This window comes from Prosthecobacter vanneervenii (genome assembly GCF_014203095.1).
GTDB classification, from domain to species: Bacteria; Verrucomicrobiota; Verrucomicrobiia; order Verrucomicrobiales; family Verrucomicrobiaceae; genus Prosthecobacter; species Prosthecobacter vanneervenii.
The window spans coordinates 202,452-224,503 of record NZ_JACHIG010000008.1 but is presented as its reverse complement, the minus strand read 5'-3'; the positions used below and the strand labels follow the sequence as shown (position 1 = coordinate 224,503).

18 protein-coding genes and 1 tRNA gene are annotated in these 22,052 nt (G+C 55.4%); 17 read left to right on the top strand and 2 right to left on the bottom strand.

Annotated features, from left to right (window positions below; translation table 11 throughout):
* Position 1: 1 nt before the first annotated feature.
* Together HNQ65_RS18300 and mobQ are read right to left on the bottom strand one after the other, a co-directional pair.
* A complete protein-coding gene (locus HNQ65_RS18300) occupies positions 2–349 on the bottom strand; it encodes a hypothetical protein (protein WP_184341628.1) in 348 nt (115 codons plus the stop codon).
* Positions 350–351: 2 nt separating this feature from the next.
* Complete coding sequence (gene mobQ, locus HNQ65_RS18295) at positions 352–1,257, bottom strand: MobQ family relaxase (protein WP_184341626.1); 906 nt, start codon at positions 1,255–1,257, stop codon at positions 352–354.
* A 566-nt stretch (positions 1,258–1,823) separates the two neighbouring features.
* Here mobQ and HNQ65_RS18290 point away from each other — a divergent pair.
* From HNQ65_RS18290 to HNQ65_RS18215, 17 genes are all read left to right on the top strand, one after another.
* Positions 1,824–3,299 (top strand): type IV secretory system conjugative DNA transfer family protein, encoded by a 1,476-nt coding sequence (locus HNQ65_RS18290; RefSeq protein WP_184341624.1) that lies wholly within the window; start codon positions 1,824–1,826, stop codon positions 3,297–3,299.
* 55 nt (positions 3,300–3,354) lie between these two features.
* Positions 3,355–3,978, top strand: a complete 624-nt coding sequence (locus tag HNQ65_RS18285; RefSeq protein WP_184341622.1) for a hypothetical protein — start codon at positions 3,355–3,357, stop codon at positions 3,976–3,978.
* 11 nt (positions 3,979–3,989) lie between these two features.
* Positions 3,990–4,514 (top strand): hypothetical protein, encoded by a 525-nt coding sequence (locus HNQ65_RS18280; protein WP_184341620.1) that lies wholly within the window; start codon positions 3,990–3,992, stop codon positions 4,512–4,514.
* Complete coding sequence (locus HNQ65_RS18275; protein WP_184341618.1) at positions 4,511–5,224, top strand: hypothetical protein; 714 nt, start codon at positions 4,511–4,513, stop codon at positions 5,222–5,224. The genes HNQ65_RS18280 and HNQ65_RS18275 overlap by 4 nt, the downstream gene beginning before the upstream one ends.
* A 132-nt stretch (positions 5,225–5,356) precedes the next feature.
* Positions 5,357–8,428, top strand: coding sequence for a BPTD_3080 family restriction endonuclease (locus tag HNQ65_RS18270; RefSeq protein ID WP_184341616.1), 3,072 nt, complete (start codon positions 5,357–5,359; stop codon positions 8,426–8,428).
* Position 8,429: 1 nt separating this feature from the next.
* Positions 8,430–11,213 carry a site-specific DNA-methyltransferase gene (locus HNQ65_RS18265; RefSeq protein ID WP_184341614.1) on the top strand — a complete coding sequence of 928 codons (2,784 nt, stop codon included), beginning with the start codon at positions 8,430–8,432 and terminating at the stop codon, positions 11,211–11,213.
* A gap of 42 nt (positions 11,214–11,255) precedes the next feature.
* The gene (locus tag HNQ65_RS18260; protein WP_184341596.1) at positions 11,256–12,221 is read left to right on the top strand and encodes an ABC-three component system protein; all 966 of its coding nucleotides are present in this window, start codon (positions 11,256–11,258) and stop codon (positions 12,219–12,221) included.
* The gene (locus tag HNQ65_RS27010; RefSeq protein ID WP_184341594.1) at positions 12,205–12,456 is read left to right on the top strand and encodes an ABC-three component system middle component 8; all 252 of its coding nucleotides are present in this window, start codon (positions 12,205–12,207) and stop codon (positions 12,454–12,456) included. The genes HNQ65_RS18260 and HNQ65_RS27010 overlap by 17 nt, the downstream gene beginning before the upstream one ends.
* Positions 12,443–14,239, top strand: a complete 1,797-nt coding sequence (locus HNQ65_RS18250; protein ID WP_184341592.1) for a DUF2326 domain-containing protein — start codon at positions 12,443–12,445, stop codon at positions 14,237–14,239. Before HNQ65_RS27010 ends, HNQ65_RS18250 begins: the two co-directional genes overlap by 14 nt.
* Entirely contained in the window at positions 14,196–16,346 is a 2,151-nt protein-coding gene (locus tag HNQ65_RS18245) for a 3'-5' exonuclease (protein WP_184341590.1), read from the top strand. Before HNQ65_RS18250 ends, HNQ65_RS18245 begins: the two co-directional genes overlap by 44 nt.
* 50 nt (positions 16,347–16,396) lie before the next feature.
* Positions 16,397–17,425 carry a PIN domain-containing protein gene (locus tag HNQ65_RS18240; protein WP_184341588.1) on the top strand — a complete coding sequence of 343 codons (1,029 nt, stop codon included), beginning with the start codon at positions 16,397–16,399 and terminating at the stop codon, positions 17,423–17,425.
* Positions 17,426–17,740: 315 nt separating this feature from the next.
* Positions 17,741–18,103 (top strand): DUF6876 family protein, encoded by a 363-nt coding sequence (locus HNQ65_RS18235; RefSeq protein WP_184341586.1) that lies wholly within the window; start codon positions 17,741–17,743, stop codon positions 18,101–18,103.
* Between the two features lie 518 nt (positions 18,104–18,621).
* Entirely contained in the window at positions 18,622–18,756 is a 135-nt protein-coding gene (locus tag HNQ65_RS26850) for a hypothetical protein (RefSeq protein ID WP_281382121.1), read from the top strand.
* Between the two features lie 4 nt (positions 18,757–18,760).
* Positions 18,761–19,024, top strand: a complete 264-nt coding sequence (locus HNQ65_RS18230; protein WP_184341584.1) for a hypothetical protein — start codon at positions 18,761–18,763, stop codon at positions 19,022–19,024.
* 662 nt (positions 19,025–19,686) lie between these two features.
* Positions 19,687–20,586, top strand: a complete 900-nt coding sequence (locus HNQ65_RS18225) for an ArdC family protein (RefSeq protein WP_184341582.1) — start codon at positions 19,687–19,689, stop codon at positions 20,584–20,586.
* A 171-nt stretch (positions 20,587–20,757) separates the two neighbouring features.
* The gene (locus HNQ65_RS18220) at positions 20,758–21,687 is read left to right on the top strand and encodes a hypothetical protein (protein ID WP_184341581.1); all 930 of its coding nucleotides are present in this window, start codon (positions 20,758–20,760) and stop codon (positions 21,685–21,687) included.
* A 98-nt stretch (positions 21,688–21,785) separates the two neighbouring features.
* Positions 21,786–21,857: transfer RNA gene (locus tag HNQ65_RS18215), tRNA-Val, on the top strand.
* Positions 21,858–22,052: the final 195 nt, after the last annotated feature.

Genomic DNA, 22,052 nt, shown 5'->3' with positions numbered 1-22,052 from the left:
TTCATTCCCTTTCGTGTTCTCGGCTCTGCTTCTCTTGAGCCTTTACATATTTGCGCAGCGCGTCGTCTCTTTGCGCGTCGCGGTCCATTTCTCGAATCCTTGCCGAATAAACGGCCACCCCGCCGGTGAGCTTTACCCAGCCAACCTGGGCGACGGTTTCCACGTTGGAAACAGCGTCCATCGCCAGTCGCTTCACGCCTTTTGCAAAGCTCTGAGGTGAGGAGGGGGCGGCAGCCGGAGCCTTGACCCTTGTTGCGGAGGTGCCGCAGAACAGGCGCATGTGCGCCTGTGTCTCTGAATGCGTGATTGCATCCATTGAGCGCCGTTTCAGAGGATTGAGTGTTGCCATAATTAAAAATCAAGTTCTGGCCCTTTCGTGTCATCGCGGCCCTTCCGGGCGTCAACAAACTTCCTCCAGGTGTTCTTGGCAACTTCGGCGGCCTGCGCTTTGACCCGCCCCAGGAACATCACCGAACGCTCCCACCACGAATGACCAGCGCCATTTTGGGCCACTTCACCGTGCCCCTTGAGGGCCTTCATCATCGGGAGAACCTCATTGAGGACTTTAACGCGGCGAACCTCCTGAAAGCGTTTCGGGTCGTCTTCGACTCCCCGGCGCTTTAAGGCGGTGGCGGACACGCCAATTTTTGGCTGGGGCAGCCGGTCGATTCCCCGGTCTTTTAGTGACCGATGATCCACCCGCTCTTCACGTCCGGCTTGTTCAAGCGCGGCGTTCACCGCCTCCGCCCAGGAGGCCCGCTGTTTGACCAGAAGGCCAACGTCATTCCATTCCGTCGCCTTCTTCCGGCTGAACTCCTCGCCCTCCAATTTGCGCATGGTGCATAGAATATGGACGTGCGGATTTTTGCCGGACTTGGGATGATGAAGTGACAATTCGGCAATCATCCCGGAGTTCACCAAATGAGTTTTGGCCCAATCCACTGCCGTCTGAAATTGGGCCTGAGTGGGCAGTTCCGGCGGAACTGACAGGATAAATTCGCGGGCAAGCTGGGCGTCTTTGCGCTTCTCTCCAGCTTCTACCGCGTTCCACAACTTACCGGAATCTTGCGCCCAGGCGGGAGCATCTTCGGGCGCGAGAATCGCGTGAGAGACCACCCCCTTGCTCCGCCGAGCATAGTCAAAAATCTTCTCTTTAATCTCGTCGCGGAGCTTCGTTCCTGCGCGGTAAGCGGCGGCAGCTACGACTGACCGGCCACGCTTTTCGCGGCTAAAAATCTTCGCTTCGAGTCGGAACATTGCCATACGCCTCTCCAGTCGTCCGACCGACTCTCTTCCGAACATTATACCATAGTGCGTTGCCTTTTGTCTCGGAGAATGAGGCTGGCTGCGGGGTTGCGCGATTTGAGGCAGCCCAGCCCTCTTTCGTCACTGCGACCGCCACCCTTGGCCGGTGCGCAGTCATCATAATAATGGCCGCGAGCGGTCAGCGAGCACCACAGCCCGTTACGGAGCGAGCCGACAGGCGAGCGGAGGAATGGCGAGGTTATATGTTGCAAGCAACATTCCTCGCCAAGGGGGCTTCAAAGCCGCCCCCTGGACCCCGCTTGGGTGAGCGGTTTTACCGCTCGGCAAGGGCGCTCTGCCCTTGCAACCCGACCAAAGGAGCGTCTCCCTTGGAACCCTTTTTGGCGGGCGTTCGTTGCGCCCGCTGAGGGCGTTCCGCCCTTCAAATCCCTGACCCAAAGGGTGCCCCCTTGGAACCCGCTTCATGGGGACTGACCACCCCCTGAAACCCCCGCTCGCCGCCTATGTCCGCGATTTACCTTGCCGCCAAAAAATGCCGCTGCTAAATCCATCCCCGCATGTGGCCCGGCGGAAAGAAGTTGCCCGAATTTCACCCTCAAACACTCCTTCGCGATTGGGGTGACGGAGATGGCTTCCGCATCTCCGACGCGCTGACTGGCGTCTGCGTTTTCGGTGCAACCGGCAGTGGCAAGACCAGCGGCCCTGCAAAGCATCTGGCCTATGGCTACCTCGCCGCCGGCTTCGGCGGACTCGTGCTCTGCGCGAAGAAGGAAGAACGTCGCCAATGGGAGCAGTGGGCGACTGAGACAAAGCGTCACAAGGATCTCGTCATCGTGGACGGCGCGGGAACCAGCCGCTTCAACTTCCTCGAATGGGAAGCCAGCCGTCCAGAAGAGGGGGGAGGGCTGACCATCAACATCGTCTCCATCCTCGACGAGATTGCTGGTGCCATCGCCTCATCAGGTGCCACCGAGGGCGGCCAGGGGGACAACAAGTTTTGGGACGATGCCCTGCACCACCTGAACACCAATCTGGTCGATTTGCCGCTGTTCGCGAACCTGCAAGTTTCGCTCCCGCTGATGCGGTCGATTGTGACGACCGCACCCCAAAATTTGGCACAGCTAGACGACCCAGAATGGCAGCAAAGCAGCACTTGCGCGGCCATCATTAAAGAGGCTGACCGCGAGACGAGCAAAGCCCGTCCCGAAGTCCGGGCGGACTTCGAGGAGTGCCGGAACTACTGGATGAAGGAATACCCCCAGCTTTCCGAGAAGACCCGCAGCGTCATCAACCTGTCGTTCTCGATGCTCGCCCGTCCGCTTGTGACGCGCCCCCTCCGGCAGCTCTTCTCCTCCGACACCAACATCAAGCCGGAGGACACGTTCGGCGGGAAGATCATCATCGTGGACTTGCCGGTTCAGGAATACCGGCTCGCTGGACGCATCGCCAACCTCGCTTGGAAATACTGCTTCCAAGTCGCCGTGCTTCGGCGCACACCGCCGCCGAAACGGGACAGCTTCTTGCGCCCCGTCTTCCTTTGGGCCGACGAGGCGCAGAACTTCGTCACGAAGTTCGATGCCGAATATCAGGCAGTCGCCAGATCGGCAGGGGGCTGCACGGTTTTCCTGACGCAAAACCGTGAAAGCTACCGGCGTGTTCTTGGGAACACTGATGCCGTCGATTCCCTGCTGGGGAATCTTCAGGCCAAGTTTTTCTGCCAAAATAGCGGGGAGACAAACGAGTGGGCTTCCAAGCTGTTTGGTGAACGCTGGATGACTATCACCTCCACCAACGCGGGCCAATCAAGAAACGAAGGGGGCAGGCAGATCATGGACGGCGGCAGCCACAGTGCCGGAGTCAGCCGCTCCGAGCAGCGGCGCTCCTACGTTGAGCCGTCGTTCTTCACGATGCTCAAGCGGGGCGGCTCCCTCCACGACAACCAGGTCGAGGCCATCGTTTACAACGGGGGCCGTCTTTTCAAGCAGGGTAAGGAATCACTGCCCTACCGAATGCTAACCTTCAACCAGAGCTGAAATGCACCGCCGCCGATTCTCAGACTGGTTGAGGGGTGAAAACTCCAAATGGCTCATGCGCTACCCCGCCATGACCGTGATGGTGTTCCTGCGGCGGGACATCGGCTACCGCCTCTTGACGCCGTTGCCCATGATAATCATGACCGGAATCTTGACGCTCGTTGCCGCCATCATTCCGCCCGACAAACCCGGCGCTCATCCCGAATGGCTTTTCTGGTTCGCCATGCTTTCGCTTTTCCTCTCCAGTTGTCAGCGCACCAAACGCTGGCGGGAATTCAAGAAGGGTGTCTTGCAGCACACCTATTACATCGGGACTTCGCCCTTTGACTACCGGTGGCTGCCGCAGTTCTGCCGCCGCTTCCGCCGAATGGCTCGCTTTGCCGATCCATTCTTTTGCATCTTCGCGGGACTTGTGCTCCTGCCAGAATCCACCGCGCTTGGATTTTGGCTAATGATCGCAGGGGCGGCCCTGCGCATTTTTGAAGACCTGGTGTTCCAGAAGGAACTCAATCGGGACTTCGACATCCTGGATAGCGTCATCACATCTGAGGTCCACAGCAATACGGTCGAAACCTTCGACGATTCTGCGCCGCATACTCCACAGCCATCTTCAAACGCCATCCCTACCGGGCTGGCACCGGACATCGAGGCCAACATCAAGAAACGTCGTTCCAACTGAATCCGCCCTATATGAATCACCAACAGATCCAAATGCTCATGTCGGCTCTGCAAACAGCCGCCTCCGTCGCAAACCGGAAGGTGGACGTGGAGCAGGGGCGCGTCCGATTGGCCGCGCTGGAGCTTCAACTCCAACACCGCGAGCAGACGCTTGGCGCTGTGCTCTCTCACGAAAGGCATGTTCTGAGCCTCAAGGCGGATTTGATAAGAGACATGATGCGGGCCTTGATCGACAAGCGGATCGACGCGGTTCAGCAAGGCTTTCTCGAAACGTTGTCCATTTTTGCGGAGCAGTGCCGCCACTACATGGCACAGCAAGACAAGTATATCGACGCTGAAATCAAAGCCACTGACCCGCTGGAGCGTGCGAACATCCGTTCGCGCCTGTCCGACATCGACCTTCATCTCACGCAGATTCGCGCTGACTGCGCGGAACTCTACCGTGAGATGACCAAAGTCCTGCTGCTGATCGGCGGCAACATGCCGCCGGTTGTGCAGGCAGATCACAAAGCCTTAGCCCTCCCTAAACCAACATGAGCGCCGACGAACTGTTCGATTGTGAAGAAGGAGCCAAACGACCAAGAATCTTTTGGTTCCTTGTTTTTGCCGTATTGTGGGCTTCATGGATCATTCCTGAAGCCAATGCTGCCTATGAGAAGGCTTCCGCCGAGTTGCAGGCGAGTAATGCCATCATGCGTTGGTGGAACAGCAATGAACCCGGCAAGGCGAGAATATGGGTCTATATTTGGGGCTTTGCAGGGCTTGGCATTGTGTTCGTCGTGGCGCACTTCGTTGCATTGCTGCACGCCTCAGTGGTCAAGAGCATGGCGGAGAAAGTCAGCGACTTCAAAAGTCAGCGGGACCAAAAGCATTTTGAAGCCAAGATGCAGCACTTGGAGAACGAGAACCAGAAGCAGACGAAGCTCTCCAAGTCTGCTCAATCCAAAAAGGAGCTGGTGATGCGCCTCGGCAACATCGACCAGTTCATTCGTGTGCTGGCGCATGAATCTGATTCCAGCAAGCGGACGGTTGCTTTACAGGCGGCACAGGCAGAATTGACCACAATAAACGCCAAGCTCGCTTCCGAGGAAATCGTCGCCGAGGCGGTGCTTGCCCCAGAGGTGCAGGAGCACGCTAAAGAAACCTCAGCGGACTTGAGCAAATTGGGCTTTGCCGAAGACCGCTTGAATCGCGATCTTCAGCGGACTTTTAAGCTCAAGGACAATCAGCCAACCCAAGCGGCTTGACTCGGATTTCCAAAAAATCCTATATTAAACGGGCGATGACAATTAAGAGAGGAAAACTGATGCGCCGAGGTGAGGATGCATTGACGTTTTTCACCAACCCGACGAATACAGCCCGACGCCCAGGAACCGCCCATGTCCAACCCCTTTTTCGAGCATCCGATTCTCAATTCGCCCTACGAGAGGCCCCAGCAGCACTGGGAACTCGATGAATCTGGACAGCCGACGCAAAAAATTGTCCCGCAGAGACGACGGGCGGATTTCATCACTCCGATTCCCAAGCCCAAGAAGCGGAAGCGCGTCGCCTCCCAGCAGGACTTTGTTTTCGATGAAGGGAAGGGGTTGTCCACAAAGCAGCAGCAATACGACGCCACATCCATCATCAATCAGGTCCGCCAGCATGTTGACGCATGGCGGGCGCTTCCAGAACCCAGCCTTTGGCAGGTGACGCCAGAGACGGCGCGGCTGCTTCAACACTGGCGGCACCACAATTTCAGCGGTGTTCGCCCCTTTTTCTGCCAGGTCGAGGCCGTTGAGGTCGCAATCTGGCTTACGGAGGTTGCTCCGAACTCAAAAAGCGGCAAGGCCATTCTCGAACACCTCGCGGCAGCAAACAAGGATGCCAACCCCGAACTGATGCGCCTTGCGCTCAAACTCGCCACAGGTGCAGGCAAAACAACAGTGATGGCAATGCTCATTGCTTGGCAGACCATCAATGCAGCACGGCGACCGACCAGCAAGACCTTCAGCCGCGGCTTCCTGATTTGTGCTCCCGGACTCACCATCAAAGACCGCTTGCGCGTCCTTCAGCCCAACGACCCGGACAGCTATTACGCCAGCCGAGAACTGGTGCCCGGTGATATGCTCGAAGACGTGAACCGCGCCAAGATCGTCATCACGAACTATCACGCCTTCAAGCTGCGCGAGCGCATCGAGATTTCAGCCGGAGGCCGCTCCTTGCTCAAGGGCAAGAACGGTGAAGACCTGAACACTTTGGAAACAGAAGGGCAGATGCTCCAGCGCGTCATGCCTGACTTGATGGGATTGAAGAATATCGTCGTCCTGAATGATGAAGCCCATCACTGCTACCGTGAGAAGCCCAAGGAGGAAGATGACGAGGAGTTGAAGGGCGACGAGAAAAAGGAAGCTGAGAAAAACAGCGAAGCAGCCCGCCTCTGGATTTCCGGCCTTGAGGCCGTAAACCGTAAACTCGGCATCTCTCGCGTGTTCGATTTGTCCGCTACGCCATTCTTCCTGAGTGGTTCCGGTTACGCAGAGGGCACCTTGTTTCCTTGGACGATGAGCGACTTCTCGCTCATGGATGCCATTGAGTGCGGCATTGTGAAGCTGCCCCGCGTGCCAGTGGCCGAGAACATCCCAGGCGATGAAATGCCCATGTTCAGAAATCTCTGGGAGAACATTCGGAAGGACATGCCAAAGAAGGGCCGTGGCACCTCTGAGGAGCTTGATCCTCTCAAACTGCCCACACGTCTGCAAACAGCCCTTCAAGCTCTCTACGGCCACTATGAGAAGACTTTCCACCTTTGGGAAGAAAAGGGCATCAAAGTCCCGCCCTGCTTCATCATTGTTTGCCAGAACACCGCCATTTCAAAACTCGTTTACGATTTTGTCAGCGGCTTCCACCGCACCAACGAAGACGGGACAACGACGCTCGAAAACGGGCGGCTCGCGCTCTTCCGCAATTTTGACGAGACAACAGGAAATGCGCTGCCACGTCCCAACACGTTGCTCATCGACAGCGAACAGCTAGAGGCAGGCGATGCGCTCGATACCAATTTCCGCAGCATGGCTGCGGATGAAATTGACCGCTTCCGCCGGGAAATCACAGAGCGCACAGGCGACCAGCGCAAAGCCGAGAGCATCACCGACCAGGAATTGCTTCGCGAAGTGATGAACACCGTAGGCAAGCACGGCCAGCTTGGCGGCTCGGTTCGCTGTGTTGTTTCCGTGTCCATGCTCACGGAAGGCTGGGACGCGAACACCGTCACTCACGTTCTCGGCATTCGAGCGTTTGGAACGCAGCTTCTTTGCGAGCAGGTTATCGGACGAGCCTTGCGCCGTCAGTCTTATGATCTGAACGAGGAGGGGCTTTTCAACGTCGAGTATGCAGATGTCTTCGGCATTCCCTTCGACTTCACAGCGAAGCCTGTCATTTCAACGCCGCAGCCGCCGCGCCAGACCATTCAGGTCAAGGCCGTTCGCCCTGAGCGTGACGCCCTCGAAATTCGTTTCCCTCGTGTGGAAGGCTATCGCGTAGAACTTCCAGAGGAGCGGCTCACGGCTGAATTCACAGAAGACTCAATTCTTGAACTCAGCCCCGATATTGTCGGCCCATCCATCACCAAGAATGCGGGCATCATCGGCGAATCCGCCGACATGAGCCTCAAGCACCTTGGCGACATGCGCCCGTCCACGCTGCTTTTCCACGTCACGCAACGCCTGCTCTACACCAAATGGCGTGACCCAGGGGAGGAACCGAAACTCCACCTGTTCGGCCAGCTCAAGCGCATCTCAAAGCAGTGGCTGGACACCTGCCTTGTCTGCAAGGGCGAAACCTACCCCGGACTCCTCATGTATCAGGAGTTGGCAGACATGGCGTGCAACCGTATCACTGCCGGAATCACGAGGGCCTTCGTCGGCGAGCGACCCATTAAGGCTTTGCTCGATCCCTACAACCCCGAAGGCTCCACCAAGCACGTTCGTTTCAATACATCGAAAACAGACCTTTGGGAGACCAGTTCATCTCACTGTCACATCAACTGGATTGTCCTCGACAGCGATTGGGAAGCCGAGTTCTGCCGCGTGGCAGAGGCACACCCAAAGGTGCGTGCCTATGTGAAGAACCACAACCTCGGTCTCGAAGTGCCGTATCGCTTTGGTTCCACGATGAGGAAATACCTGCCCGACTTCATCGTGCTCATTGATGACGGGCACGGCCCCGACGACCTGCTTCGCCTCGTTGTCGAAATCAAAGGCTACCGTCGCGAAGACGCCAAGGAGAAGAAAAGCACGATGGAAACCTATTGGGTTCCCGGCGTGAATCACCTCCAGACCTTCGGAAGATGGACGTTTGCCGAGTTCACCGAGGTTTTCCAGATCGAGTCCGACTTTGCAGCCAAGGTTGCAGATAACTTTAACAAGATGGTCGATTCCGCCACCGGCGCGGCTACGACCGAAGGAAATTAACATGGCGAAGAAACCGACCACAGCAAAGACCGTCGAAACGCTAACGCACGAAGAGGCGAAGCGGAAGAACATTCCGACTGCCGAGTTCCAATCCGTGCTCCATGCCGAGCAGCAGAACCCCAAGCAGATTCGCTATCCGCGCAACACCGACCTCGACCCTCAGCTTGTCTGGCGTGGGAAGGACGAGCAGGATTGGAGTGACCTCGTGGTTCATGCGCCACCGCTCTACATTCAGGAGAAGGTTCATCCGAAGGCATTAATTGATGACCTGCTTCGTGAAACCAAGGAGCGCCAGCATGATGAAGGGCTGCTAACGCCTGACCTGTTTGCCGACTTCAACGGCATCCCCAAGGGGGCGGACAAGACCGAGTTCTATGCCCACGACCAGAACTGGAGCAATCGCATGATTCTCGGCGATTCCTTGCAGGTCATGGCAAGCCTTGCAGAGCGCGAGGGCCTGCGTGGGCGTGTGCAGTGCATCTACTTCGACCCACCCTACGGCATCAAGTTCAACAGCAACTTCCAGTGGTCCACGACCAGCCGCGATGTGAAAGACGGCAAAGCCGACCACATCACCCGCGAGCCAGAACAGGTCAAAGCCTTCCGCGACACCTGGCGTGACGGTATCCACAGCTACCTCACCTACCTGCGTGACCGGCTTACTGTCGCTCGCGACCTACTCACTGACTCCGGCTCTATTTTTGTGCAGATTGGCGATGAAAATGTCCATCGCGTGCGCGCAGTAATGGATGAAGTTTTTGGAGATACTAATTTCATTAGTCTAATCACGACCAAGAAAAGCGGTGGAATGGGACAAGCCCACATCGACAACATATCGGACTATATCGTTTGGTATGCAAAAGATGCAGCAGTCGCAAAATATCGGCCCGCATACTTTGAAAAGGATCTCCGTGAGGGAGCTGGTGCTAGGTATCGTTCGGTGCAGGCAATGGACGGAACAATTCGTCCGCTCAAAGCAAGCGAGGCAAGCGGCGAACAGGCTTTGGCGGAAGGAGAAAGAGTTTTTCTGGCTGGTCCTTTAACTTCTGAAACTGCGAGCGAATCCACTCTCTTTGAGTTCAGCCTCAACGGGCACAAGCTGAGGCCACGAAAAGGCGGCTGGAAAACAGGTGCCGCCGGTATGGAGAGGCTCTTGAAGTCAAACCGACTCCTGAAAACCAAGGAGTTCGTGAATTATAAAATCTTCTTCAACGACTTCGCCGCAGTGGCCATTCCGAATCTGTGGGAAGACACGATGGGCACCGCAGAACAGAATAAGGTTTACGTCGTTCAGACAACCTCGAAGGTCATTCAACGCTGTCTCTTGATGACTACGGACCCAGGCGACCTCGTGCTCGACCCGACCTGCGGTTCGGGCACTACCGCTGCTGTCGCTGAGCAATGGGGCCGCCGCTGGATCACAATTGACACCTCTCGCGTTGCACTCGCTTTGGCTCGTGCCCGCATCATGGGCGCACGTTACCCGTATTATTTGCTGGCTGACTCCCGTGAAGGCCAACTCAAGGAAGCGGAAATCACCCGCTCCGCGCCAAGTTCACAGCCCGTGCATGGAAATATCCGCCAAGGCTTTGTCTATGAGCGTGTCCCTCACATCACCCTCAAGTCTATTGCCAACAATGCAGAGATAGATGTGATATGGGAGAAGTGGCAAGCGAAGCTGGAACCATTGCGCGAATCGTTGAATGACTCGCTCAAGAAGACCTGGCAGGAGTGGGAAATCCCACGCGAGGCCGACGCTAAGTGGTCGGATGCTGCAAAAAAAATGCACTCTGACTGGTGGCAGGGACGGATTGCACGGCAGAAAGAAATCGACGCCTCTATTTCGGCAAAAGGCGACTATGAGTATCTTTACGACAAGCCTTTCGACGACAAGAAGAAGGTTCGCGTGGCCGGTCCCTTCACAGTGGAAAGTCTCTCGCCGCATCGAGTCCTGGGCGTTGATGAAGACGATGAGTTGATTGACACGCTCAAAGAGGGTGAGGCCGAGTATGGAGCCAAGCAGACCTTCCCGCAGATGGTTCTAGAAAACCTCAAGGCCGCAGGCGTGCAGCAGGCACACAAGGAAGACAAGATTGTCTTCACCGCTCTTACACCTTGGCCCGGTGAACTGGTTTGCGGCGAAGGACGCTACATGGAGGGCGACACGGAGAAACGCGCCGCCATTTTCATCGGCCCGGAATTCGGAACCGTGCAGCGCCAAGACCTCGTGCTTGCAGCTCGTGAAGCAGGGGACGCTGACTTTGATGTCCTGATCGCCTGCGCCTTCAACTTCGAGGCACACACGACCGAGTTCAATAAGCTGGGAAGAATCCCCGTGCTGAAGGCCCGCATGAACGCAGACCTTCACATGTCCGACGACCTCAAGAACACCGGCAAGGGCAACCTGTTCGTCATCTTCGGTGAACCTGACATCACCATCCTGCCAGAGAAAGACGGCAGAATCCGCGTGAAAGTGAACGGCGTTGACGTGTTCCACCCCAACACCGGCGAGGTTCGCAGCGATGGCGCGGACGGCATCGCCTGCTGGTTTATTGATACCGACTACAACGAAGAGAGCTTCTTCGTGCGCCATGCCTATTTCCTCGGTGCCAACGACCCCTACAATTCACTCAAGACCACGCTGAAAGCGGAGATTGATGCTGATGCGTGGGCCACGCTGAACAGCGACACCTCGCGCCCCTTCGACAAGCCGAAGAAGGGCCGCATCGCAGTCAAAGTCATCAATCACCTTGGCGACGAAGTGATGAAAGTTTTTCGTGTTTAACGTTTACAATCCGCTGTCAAACGACCCAGAGACGAACACCTGATGAAATACGCATACGAAGATTTGAGCGATAAGCAATTTGAGGACCTCGTGGTTTTCTTATGCCAAAAGTTGCTCGGAATTTCGGTGCAAGGATTCGCAGAGGGGCCAGACGGTGGACGAGACGCCAAATTTGTGGGAACCGCTGAACTGCATCCGAGCAAGGCTGCACCTTGGGTCGGCACCACCATCATTCAGGCAAAGCATACGAATGGCTACAATCGCCGTTTTTCGGAATCAGATTTCTTCAATGCGGAAAGCAACCAGAACGTGATTGGTGAAGAGATCGGTCGGATTAAGACGCTTCGAGACGGCAAGCAACTGGACCACTACATGCTTTTTGCAAACCGTCGTCTTGGCGGCAACACAGAGAGCGTCATTCGTGCTCACATTTCAAAAGAGTGCGGCATTCCAGAGGCATCCATCTATTTGTGCGATATTGAGCAACTGGAGAAATGGCTGAAACTTTTTCCAGAAGCAGCAAAACTGGCGAGCCTCGACCCAATCGACTCCCCCCTCATAGTGAGTCCAGATGATTTGGCCGAAGTTGTTCAGGCTATTGCTCTTCAGAGAGAGGAATTGAGCAAGATTTTGGACGATCCACCAGCGCCGCGAATTTCATACGACAAGAAGAACGCGCTGAACAACATGACCCCAGAATATGCGGAGGCGCAGCGCAAAAGGTATCTCAAGGAGACGGCACAGATCAGAACATTCTTGGCGGCCCCTGAGAACGACAAGCTACTTCAAATGTATGAATCTGTGGTCGATGAGTTCCAGTTGAAAATCATCGCAAAACGCAAGGATTATCAAACTTTTGACGAAGTGATGGAATATCTTGTGGACTTACTCTTTGGCAGAGATGCGGTCTTGAGACAGCATGGGCACAAGCGATTGACGCGGGTGGTGCTGTTCTATATGTATTGGAACTGTGACATTGGGGAGGTCGGCGATGCTGAGACCAAGTAAACATTCCCATCCAGATCGCACGGTGATTAACGTCGCACTTCTGATGCTCGTTCATCTCAAGGCTCGTCGGGTCGAGGAGTATGAAAAACTGCGCTCATTCGCAAAGAAAAGCGTAGCTGGAGGGGATGTCTTGTTTCTCCCTGCGCTGAATTTTCTCTTTTTAATGGGACGCATTAACTACCTTCCAAAAACTGACGCAATAGAATTTACGGGACCTTCAAATGAAGCTGTCTAAACTTTACACAAACAAGCCCGATAGCTTCACGCCCGTGAATTTCGTTTCAGGCTTGAACGTGGTTATGGCTGAGATTCGTTTGCCAGAAAATCGAAACAAAGATACGCACAATCTTGGCAAAACCACCTTGGGGCGTCTGCTTGATTTCTGCTTTTTATCAGGACGTGATCCGAAGTTTTTTTTGTTCAAACACGAAGAGATTTTCAAGGATTTTGTCTTCTATCTGGAGATTGAATTGGAGGCGGGATCGTTTGTCACGGTTCGGAGAGGGGTCGAAGCGGCGTCGCAGATTAGCTTCAAGCGACACTCGGCAAGCGACCAAGACTTCTCTGAGTTACCTGATTCAAGTTGGGATCACTGCAATGTTCCCTTTGATCGCTCCAAGGAACTACTCGACGGGCTTCTCGATTGGCGAACGCTTAAACCTTGGGCATTTCGCAAAATCCTTGGATACCTTCTCCGTTCCCAGGATGATTTCCGTGAAGTATTTCATCTGCGAAAATTCGCCTCCCGACATTCTCAATGGAAACCTTTCCTTGCTCACATTTTGGGCTTTGACGGAGAACTGTTAGAGCAGCACTACCAGAAAGAGGAGGAGCTTTCAAAAAAGGAGAGTGACGCCGACGTAATTAAAAAAGAATTGGGGGGGTCTGCTGAGGACATCAGCAAGATTGAAGGGATACTGCTTCTGAAAAAGCAGGAGGCCGAAAAGAAGACTGCGCTTTTGACTGCTTTTGACTTTCGCTCACAAGACAAAGAAAAGACCAAACAATTGGTTAACGATTTCGATGCCACTATCGCTGATTTGAATTCGCAGCGATATTCATTGAATCAGAATAAGAAGAAGATTGTCGCATCTCTGGAGGAGGAGCAAGTCTTGTTCAGTCCTGAAGAAGCCAAGCGCTTGTTTGAAGAAGCAGGCATATTGTTTCAAGGACAGATAAAAAAAGACTTTCAGCAGCTTATTGAATTCAACAAGGCTATAACCGAAGAGCGTGGCGTTTACTTGCGTGAAGAACTCACCGAAATTGAGGGTGCCCTAAAGCAAATAAACGCCGAATTAACATCCCTCGGCAAGAAGCGATCCGATGCACTTTCGTTTCTGAGCACCACCGATGTATTCGATAAATACAAGCGCGTGTCTGACGAGCTGGTGACGCTGAGAGCTGACATTACTTCGCTGGAACGTCAGAAGGATTCACTTCATAGGTTGCAGGAACTCCGCACAGAGATTCGCGCTCTCAAAGAAGCGAAAACTCAACTCCAAGCAAAGATCGAAGAGGATACCAACAAGCAGAATGCAGATGAAAAGAGCCTCTTCTCACTCATTCGCTTATACTTCAGTGAGATTGTCGAGGATGTAATAAACAGAAAGGCTTTGCTTAGCGTTGCATTGAACCAGGCTGGGCATTTGGAATTCCAAGCCGAAATTCTTGATGAATCTGGCAATTCGACTAGCGCTGACTTGGGGCACACTTACCGTAAACTGCTTTGCGTGGCTTTCGATTTGGCAATCTTGCGTGCCCATGTTGCTGAAAAGTTCCCCGGCTTTGTTTACCACGATGGCGTGTTTGAATCGCTGGATGATCGCAAGAAGGAAAACTTGCTCACAGTGCTCCGCAAATATGCCGACCTAAACGTCCAGCCAGTTATTACGTTGATCGACTCTGACTTGCCTGCGCGTGCCGCTGAAGATGGCGCTGTTTTCAGCCAGAACGAAATCATCCTAACATTACACGATGAGAGCGATCAAGGTCGCCTCTTCAAAATACCATCCTGGTGAAGAGGACACTCTCTTGAAAAGCACTGGCACAGAATTCCGCATTGCAGACACATTTACCGACAGCCTTGCTCGTCTCACCGGCGACGAGCAGAAGGCCGTGAAGACGACGGCGTTCGACTTGCAGATCAACCCGGCTAATCCCGGCATGAGCTTCCACAAGCTCGACAAGGCGAGGGACAAGAATTTCTGGTCGGTGCGCGTTAATCGCGACATCCGCCTGATTGTCCACAAGAGCGACGCCAACTTGCTCTTGTGTTACGTTGACCACCACGACAAAGCGTATGATTGGGCGGAACGGCGCAAGCTGGAGACGCACCCCAAGACCGGTGCTGCTCAGTTGGTGGAAATCCGCGAGACGGTTCACGAGATTTTCGTCCCTACCTACGTCCAGCAAGAACTGCCAGAGCCTAAGCCCCGCAAAAGGCAGCTCTTCGCGCAATGCTCGGATGATGAACTGCTGTCCTACGGCGTGCCCAGCGAATGGCTCGCAGATGTTCGCCAAGCGGACGAGGACACATTGCTGCTCTTGTCCGACCGTTTGCCCACGGAGGCAGCAGAGGCATTGCTGGAACTCGCCACAGGTGGGAAACCTCGCATTCCGCAGACCGCTCCTGTCACGGCAAATCCGTTCGAGCATCCAGACGCACAGCGCCGTTTCCGCGTGATGTCCAACGTCGAAGAGTTGGAAAGGGCGCTCGAATTCCCTTGGGACAAGTGGTCTGTCTTCCTTCACCCCGACCAGCGGCATTCAGTCGAGCGCAATTACAGCGGCCCAGCCCGTGTGTCTGGTTCTGCCGGAACAGGCAAAACCATCGTTGCCGTTCATCGCGCCGTGTTTCTGGCTCGCAACAATCCCAACGCCAGGGTGCTGCTCACGACGTTCTCGCACATCTTGGCGAACTCGCTTCGCTCAAAGCTGCGCAGGCTTATCAGCAACGAGCCTCGCCTTGCGGAGCGGCTAGAAGTCCACTCCATCGAGGCGATTGGCAGCCGCCTTTACAAAGCGCACTTCGGAACGGCAAACATTGCCTCGCGCTCGGATATTCTGAAAATCATCGCCGAAGCGTCCAAAGCCGTTGCCGGCCACAAGTTCAGCAGCCAGTTCCTTTTATCCGAATGGGAGCAGATCGTTGACGCATGGCAGCTCAACACATGGGAGTCTTATCGGGATGTTGTCCGGCTTGGCCGCAAGACACGTTTGCCGGAAGCGCAACGGGCGCTTCTCTGGCAAATCTTCGAGAATGTCCGTTCCCAGCTTGCTGCCCGCAAGCTGGTCACTGTCTCAGAGATGTTTACGAAACTGGCAGCAGCCATTCACAAAGACAAGAACCCACCCTTTGACTTTGCCGTAGTGGACGAGGCCCAGGACATCGGCATCGCACATCTGCGGTTTCTTGCAGCCATCGGAGCTAAACGCCCCGATGCTCTTTTCTTCGCTGGCGATCTTGGGCAGCGGATTTTCCAGCAGCCTTTTTCGTGGCTCGCTCTTGGCGTGGATATTCGAGGACGCTCTCGCAACCTGCGAATCAACTACAGAACCTCGCATCAAATCCGCACCCAGGCCGACCGCTTGCTTGGTCCTGAGATTAGCGACGTGGACGGGAACAAGGAGCAAAGGGATGAAACGGTGTCAGTTTTCAACGGTCCACCGCCTGACATCCGCATCCTGAAGACCGAAGAAGAGGAAATAGTGGCTGTTGCCGATTGGCTCACCGCTCGCAAGGACGAGGGGATTGCCCCTCACGAATTCGGCATTTTCGTTCGCTCCGAGGCCCAATTGGAACGTGCCCGCGAGGCGGTTCAAAAAGCAGGAATTCCCTTCAAGACGCTTGATGAACAAGTGGAGACAACCAGCGGCTTTGCGTCCATTTGCACCATGCACCTTGCCAAAGGGCTTGAGTTCCGGGCAGTGGCCGTCATGGCCTGCGACGATGAGGTTCTGCCGTTGCAGGAACGCATCGAGTCCATTTCCGATGACGCCGACCTTGAAGAGGTTTACAACACAGAGCGGCACCTTCTTTACGTCGCCTGCACCCGCGCTCGCGACCAGCTTTTAATTACGGGCATATCGCCTGCGTCAGAGTTTATTGAAGATCTCCGCACCTGACATTCGGACGCTCTCGCAACTGGTGTCCACTCCACATTAAGGAAGTTCATATGTTCAAACTGCTAATTGATACCTGTGTCTGGCTTGACATGGCAAAGGACCACCAGCAGCAGGCTACTATTGGCGTTTTGGAGGAGCTGGTCCGGCAAAAGCAGGTTACACTGATTGTGCCGACCATCGTTCGTGATGAATTCACCCGTAATAAGGCTCGCATTGTGGAGGACAGCCAGCGTAGCCTGTCAAGCACCCTCAAGAGAGCTAAGCAAGCAGTTGAGCTACTTGGTGGCGGCAAAACGAAGCGAATCGTTTTAGAACAGCTCAGCGACCTCGATTTCAGGCTGCCCAGCATGGGGGAAAGCGCCATTGAGTCGATTGGACGCTTAGAGAAGCTATTTGATGCTGCCGAGATGGTGGGAGTGTCAGACGCCGTGAAGCTGCGAGCTGCCGAACGGGCGCTTGCCAAAAAGGCTCCATTTCACACACAACGCAACAGCATGGCGGATGCGATGCTGATGGAGATATACGGGGACATGCTTTCCGCTGCCAATAGGGGCTTGCGTTTTGCCTTCGTGACACACAACACCAAAGACTTCAGCCATCCCAACGCTGACCATCGATTGCCACACCCCGACTTCTCCAACTACTTCAGCAAAATTAAATCCTTATACTTCATCAAGCTCACCGAGGCGTTGAAACGTGTGCAACCTGTGATGGTGTCAGATTTGATGATGGAGCACGAGTGGACCGAAGAGCCAAGGCAATTGAGCGAAATCCTTGATTCTATTGAAGAGCTAATCGACAAGGTTTGGTATAATCGTCACCAAATTCGCAGAGAGAAGATTGAATGTGGCTTGATTAAAATTGTCGCCAAAGAAGCCTACCCGGCTAGAGACCCACGGGAGACAACTATTCAGCGAGACATATGGGAGGGCGCGAAGAAATCTGCGCGGAAAGTTGAGAAGAAATATGGCTTGGAAAATCTCGGGCCTTGGGATGACTTTGAGTGGGGAATGATTAACGGAAAGCTCTCTGCACTTCGATGGGCGCTAGGTGACGAATGGGACATGCTCGATACATAACTCATTCGGGAAAAGCCTTTCCCTCGCGCCTACTGCGTGGGGCGCTACCCATTACGGGAGGTGTCCCGTAACGCCCTCAGTGGCTCTCTGCGTCGGTCCGTTGACGCTCTGGTTCGGCTCCGTGCTTTCTGTGCGGCTCCTTGTTTTTGCCCTTGCGGCCTGGGGCGCGGTTTTGGCTGGGGCCGTCTGGCCGTCAACCCCGTGCCCGCTCCATTCGCTGCGCTCCCGTGTTCGGGGCATGACCGCCAGCCTCATGACCCCAGCTCCTTGAACCGCTGTCCCGCAATGGGGCAATCAATAAACAAGGAGCCAAACATGACACAGAAAACACTCAGCAAAGCCGATCTTCGCCAATTCACCGGAACCGACCAGTGGTATCGCCACGGCCTCGCACGCAACGTGCTTTACACCGATGGTGTTCAGCATGTCGCAGAGGCAGGCGGTGCCTACTGGCTGGTTGATGAGATCGCTTTCGCTCAATCCATCCCAGCCGTCACCGCCGAAGAGTTCCAGACGTGGCGTCTGAAGGTCAATGCTGACCACGCCGCCACACTGGCCTGCGACGATGGCAATGGCCGAATCGTCTTCTCCAAGGAAATCGAATTCACCGATTTCCCACTGGATGAAATCTCTCTCTACTTCACGAACAACGTGATGATGTTGCCGAGCGAGTATTAGCTCGGCATACCCCCGCCCGGTATCCACCGGGCGGGGGTTCTTGTTTTCAAATCCCTGCGTTTAGTGGGAAAAGCCTTTCCCTCGCGCCTACTGCGTGCGGCGCTACCCATTCCAACGGGAAGTGTCCCGTAACGCCCTCGGCTCCGCGCCACCCGCCGCGAGCAAGCCCACCGCTGGACGGGCCTGCGGCTTTACCGTTCCAACGGCCAGCTTGCTTCCCATGCCTCCCGAAGTGGTTGCCCGGCAGCTTCTCTCTCCGCTGCGCTTCAAGCTCACTGCCCAGCACGTTCAAATGCAACAGCATGTGCGTCTCCTCTGCCGACGCCTGCGCAATCGTGCCTGTTTATGGCATCGCTAAAGTCCCCGTCAGTCCGTTCAAGCGGACAATAGGTTCCCCCTGAAGGTCTCCCCCAATTCTCCGCTGTGATCGGTTCACTCCGTCCCGCCTCATGGGGCCTTTCTGGCTAGGCCATCAGGCCGCGATAGGCGCAGCCTCAACACTGAAAAGGAGACGAATCATGCAATTGACTCAACTAGAACTGGAACTGCTGCATGTGCTCGAATGGGCATTGAACGACCCAGACGTAGAGATACTTGGGCAAGAGTGGCTGGAGGCTGCCGAAGCTCTCAAAACTAAAGCGAAGGGAGAGTAGGCCCATGACGTTCATTCAGCTCGATTACGGCGTATGGTTCGACCAGTTCAAGCCCATCACCAAACCCGGCACTGACCACATTGCCTTCGATACGCATGACGATTGGGAATTCCTCAAGACGCAGGCCCCCAATAAAATCTGGACGCTGGTTGACTGCCCTGATTCTGGCGATGCAGTTATCGTTAACGGCTGCCGATTTGTGAATCGTCTCGAATACTACGTTACGGAGGTGGCGCACATTCCTGATGATGAATACAACGTGGAGTGAGAGAGGGCGGGAAAAGCCTTTCCCTCGCGCCTACTGCGTGCGGCGCTACCCATTCTAACGGGAGGTGTCCCGTAACGCCCTCAGCTCCGCACCACCCGCCGCGAGCAAGCCCACCTTTTGGCCGAAGCCTTGCGGCGTGACTGCGCCCGCTTTCCCTCCTTCGTCACTCGCGGCGCATCCGTCCCCAAGGCCAGCTTGCTCCCCGTCCACCGATCAGGCAGCAAGGCGGGTATTGGCCGCTGCGCTTTCCCAATCCCGCCATGCTGCGCAGGTGGTTTTATCCTGCCGCCTGGCACCATTCACGAAACGCCGCTTTTCGTCGGCATGGGCCGACCCGCGTCTTCTTCATGAACCCTGCCAGTTCCACCCTTTAAGCGCACCAAGGCGTCCTCAGCTTCGCTCCGTTTCACTGCGACTGCGCTGAAACCGCCTCCGTGCCAGCAAAGTCCACGCTAGGCCGCGTGAAGTAACGCCGCCCTCATAATCAGGCGGCTCTGATGCCTCCAGACGTTCGGTCCGTCAAGGGCATCCAAAGGCTGTCCCTAAAGGGCACCCTCCTTTGGAGCCTCCCTGTGACTGCCCGCCCGTTCCTCCGGCTTTTGGCACTCATGTTTTGCGCGCGCGTGAGTGCTTTTCGCAAAACCGAAACAGGAGAAATCATCATGAAATCAGACATCTACACACAGGTTACAGACCGCATCATCGACCAACTACAAGCCGGGGTCATCCCGTGGAAATCGCCATACTTTTCAAAGGTTGGGTTTCCTCGCAACTTTGCCACCGGCAGAGCTTATCAGGGGATTAACGTCTTTCTTTTGGGCAGCCTTCGTTGCACGTCCCCGTTTTTCCTGACCTTCATTCAGGCAAAGGAGCTTGGCGGACACGTCCGCAAGGGAGAGAAAGGTTCGCTTGTGGTGAAGTATGGCACCTACAACAAGCAGGACGAGGGCAGCCATGCCGAGGAAGGCGAGGGCGAGACACGCCGCTTTTTGAGGGCTTACACCGTGTTTCATGCTTCGCAGATTGAGGGCATCGAGTTCCCCACGCCTGAGAACCTGCCGGAGCTTTCCCTTTCCGATAAGACCGACCGCGCCCGCGCCATCGTGGCAGCCATGCCGAGCGCCCCAGCCATCCGCGAGGGGGCAGCGGTTCCTTGCTACCGTCCCGCAACCGATAGCGTCCACATGCCAGAGGGGCGATTTTTTGAAGGCGAGGAGGCGTATTATTCCACGCTTTTTCATGAGCTGGCCCACAGCACCGGCCATGCTTCACGCCTTGCCCGCAAGACCTTGCTGGAGAATCGCGGCATCAGCGCCGACGGCGACACCGCTCGCAAGACCTACGCCGAGGAAGAGCTTGTAGCAGAAATGGCCGCTTCGTTCCTGAATGCCCATGCTGGCATCATTGAGGACGAACTCACCAACTCCGCCGCCTACCTGCAAGGCTGGATTAACGCCCTGCAAAGCAAGGACGCTAAAGGCTGGATCATCCGCGCCGCATCGCAGGCGCAGAAAGCCGCCAACTACATCTTGAACCTTGCGCAGGAGGACGCCCGCCCATGAATGCGTTCGTCAAAATGACCGGCCCCCACAAGGGGGCCGCAACCGTGAACGGAAGGCAGCGCCCCGCGTGGCGTGTCGCCGTCATCTCGACACAAGACCGCCAGCCGCGCACAACGGTTTATCATTGCCTCAGCTACCGCCGCGCCGTTTCGCTCTCGTGCCGGATGGCCAATGACCGAAAGCTGCACCTGCACATGGAAGCACTGCCCCGATAGGGGCAGCGGATTTTCCCGGCAGACGCGCCGCTCGCTTGCTCGCTCTGCGGAATACTTTTTGGATTTGCCCGCCCACACCACCCCGACGGGCCGCAAGAGCGGCCCAGGGGATGCAAAATGCATCCCAATCAATGGCTTGCGCCAGTGTAATGCAAAATTAACGCGGGTGCGCTATGCTGGATGTTCTGCCAGTGGGCTAAATGATGAAGAGGGGGGTAAAATGGGTGACGGGAAATTCGACCTCACTGCATACGACAAACATGCGGTGGTAAGCGCAGTCAATCAGGCAGGCGCTCTGAGTGCAGAGTATCAGTCGGCTTCTGGGGCACGAAGCGTGCTTGCCGACGCGTTAGACTCTGTGGTGGGGATGCTCCAGAGACACCTTTTGAGAGAGGAGTCCGCTCCCACTGCTCTGAAAGCGGGAGCCATTCACCTAGCCGGTCTTGATACCCCAGAAGGGCGAAAGAAGTTTTTGACGGAGCGCGTGGGAGTAAACGCTGAAACTGGAGACGATTTCCGCATCGTCAGCCTGACCAACGAGCACGGCCAGACAATGCTTTTCAAAGGGCGCATGGATGGCAATGGCAAATTGACGCTCACCGAGAGCGTTCCCGTTCCTGACAACATGCAAACCCCGGAAGGGATCGGGCAGTTCCTTGAGTCTTCATTCAAACCACTGCCCAAACCGATTGAAGTGAAGGTGCAAAGCACCACTCAAAGGCCAGATGGCGAAACCAAACTTGAGCTAAACGACGATGAAAAAAAGAAGCTGCAAACCCAAGCAGCTTTCGCGGCGCTGGTTGAACAAGCCAAAGGCGTTGAGATCGTGTCGAACACACGTCTTCCGAGCAAAGCAGAAGGGGCGGGGTTGAGTTTGCCAAGCTAGGCTGGCAAATTCCACCACGTCACGCCACTTCGCGATCTTCCGAATTATGCTCTTGCCATGACTGCGAACGTGCCGCAGTTTTGCGCGGCTCAAAACAAGCGGCGTTAGCTCAGTGGTAGAGCGGCTGCTTTACACGCAGTTGGTCGGGAGTTCGAATCTCTCACGCCGCACTCCGCTGGAAAAAGTGCGGAGTTCTGTTACCCCCAATGTTGCCCCCGACGACAGAAAACCTGTCTTTTTGAGCCTTCCGCCAAAAGACACTTTCCCTAGTGAAATGGGCATTTGTCCAATCCTGTCCACCCCAGGGAAACGGCCTCGCAAGAAGTGTAAACGAGCCGCTCTACCACTGAGCTATCCACGCGTGG

Bases quoted from the DNA above. Each gene is read 5' to 3' on its own strand.
- HNQ65_RS18300 (WP_184341628.1), bottom strand. From the start codon at position 349: ATGGCAACACTCAATCCTCTGAAACGGCGCTCAATGGATGCAATCACG.
- mobQ (WP_184341626.1), bottom strand. From the start codon at position 1,257: ATGTTCCGACTCGAAGCGAAGATTTTTAGCCGCGAAAAGCGTGGCCGG.
- HNQ65_RS18290 (WP_184341624.1), top strand. From the start codon at position 1,824: ATGTGGCCCGGCGGAAAGAAGTTGCCCGAATTTCACCCTCAAACACTC.
- HNQ65_RS18285 (WP_184341622.1), top strand. From the start codon at position 3,355: ATGCGCTACCCCGCCATGACCGTGATGGTGTTCCTGCGGCGGGACATC.
- HNQ65_RS18280 (WP_184341620.1), top strand. From the start codon at position 3,990: ATGAATCACCAACAGATCCAAATGCTCATGTCGGCTCTGCAAACAGCC.
- HNQ65_RS18275 (WP_184341618.1), top strand. From the start codon at position 4,511: ATGAGCGCCGACGAACTGTTCGATTGTGAAGAAGGAGCCAAACGACCA.
- HNQ65_RS18270 (WP_184341616.1), top strand. From the start codon at position 5,357: ATGTCCAACCCCTTTTTCGAGCATCCGATTCTCAATTCGCCCTACGAG.
- HNQ65_RS18265 (WP_184341614.1), top strand. From the start codon at position 8,430: ATGGCGAAGAAACCGACCACAGCAAAGACCGTCGAAACGCTAACGCAC.
- HNQ65_RS18260 (WP_184341596.1), top strand. From the start codon at position 11,256: ATGAAATACGCATACGAAGATTTGAGCGATAAGCAATTTGAGGACCTC.
- HNQ65_RS27010 (WP_184341594.1), top strand. From the start codon at position 12,205: ATGCTGAGACCAAGTAAACATTCCCATCCAGATCGCACGGTGATTAAC.
- HNQ65_RS18250 (WP_184341592.1), top strand. From the start codon at position 12,443: ATGAAGCTGTCTAAACTTTACACAAACAAGCCCGATAGCTTCACGCCC.
- HNQ65_RS18245 (WP_184341590.1), top strand. From the start codon at position 14,196: ATGAGAGCGATCAAGGTCGCCTCTTCAAAATACCATCCTGGTGAAGAG.
- HNQ65_RS18240 (WP_184341588.1), top strand. From the start codon at position 16,397: ATGTTCAAACTGCTAATTGATACCTGTGTCTGGCTTGACATGGCAAAG.
- HNQ65_RS18235 (WP_184341586.1), top strand. From the start codon at position 17,741: ATGACACAGAAAACACTCAGCAAAGCCGATCTTCGCCAATTCACCGGA.
- HNQ65_RS26850 (WP_281382121.1), top strand. From the start codon at position 18,622: ATGCAATTGACTCAACTAGAACTGGAACTGCTGCATGTGCTCGAATGG.
- HNQ65_RS18230 (WP_184341584.1), top strand. From the start codon at position 18,761: ATGACGTTCATTCAGCTCGATTACGGCGTATGGTTCGACCAGTTCAAG.
- HNQ65_RS18225 (WP_184341582.1), top strand. From the start codon at position 19,687: ATGAAATCAGACATCTACACACAGGTTACAGACCGCATCATCGACCAA.
- HNQ65_RS18220 (WP_184341581.1), top strand. From the start codon at position 20,758: ATGACCGAAAGCTGCACCTGCACATGGAAGCACTGCCCCGATAGGGGC.